Here is an 809-nt window from a genome sequence, read left to right as displayed (position 1 = left end):
GTGACCGACACCACCGACGAAGTGGTGGCCAAGCTGACCGCGACGCCTTCGGTCACCGAAGGTGGCGAGATCACCTACACCATCACCCTGACCAACAAAGACGGTCTGCCGATCAACAACCACTCGGCCCTGACCTTCACGCTGAGCGACGGCAAGACGGTTATCACTGTACCGGCCAACGGCACGACTGGTTCGGTCACTGTGACTGCCCCGGACAACGTGTATGTGGGTGCTAACGATCCGGTCGTGAAGTCCATTGCTACCGTTGATGGTGCTGATGTTGGCAAGTTCGAGCAGCTGACCCTGGACAAGACTCCGGTCAGCACCACCGTCACCGACGAGCCGGGTACTCCGGGCAACGAAGGCGACCTGGTACAGGTCACCATCACTGCCGATCAGGCGTCGGTGGCCGAGAACGTCAATCCGACCTTCACCGTGCACATCAACCAGGCGCTGGCCCATGACCTGGTCGTGACCCTGAGCAACAACGCCCAGGTCACCATCAAGGCTGGCGAAACCAGCGCCCCGTACACCCACGCTGCACAGGGCGATGACGTCTATAACGACGCTGGCCAGATCAGCCTGGGCATTAATTCGGCTGTGGATGCAACCGGTGCGACTTTCGAAAATCTGCAGCTGGGTGGCGCCGCTTCGGTTCAGGTGACCGACACCACCGACGAAGTGGTGGCCAAGCTGACCGCGACGCCTTCGGTCACCGAAGGTGGCGAGATCACCTACACCATCACCCTGACCAACAAAGACGGTCTGCCGATCAACAACCACTCGGCCCTGACCTTCACGCTGAGCGA

At 60.7% G+C, this 809-nt stretch carries 1 protein-coding gene; it reads left to right on the top strand.

All coding sequences use genetic code 11. The features are described 5' to 3' along the window. Window positions 1-809: immunoglobulin-like domain-containing protein (locus CAY82_RS24830; protein ID WP_140399150.1), on the top strand; the 809-nt coding region annotated here is incomplete at both ends.

This window comes from Pseudomonas sp. SID14000 (genome assembly GCF_002165135.1).
In the GTDB taxonomy this organism is placed as follows: domain Bacteria; phylum Pseudomonadota; class Gammaproteobacteria; order Pseudomonadales; family Pseudomonadaceae; genus Aquipseudomonas.
Note: the sequence above shows the minus strand (reverse complement) of the source record. Positions and strands in the feature narration are given on the sequence as shown.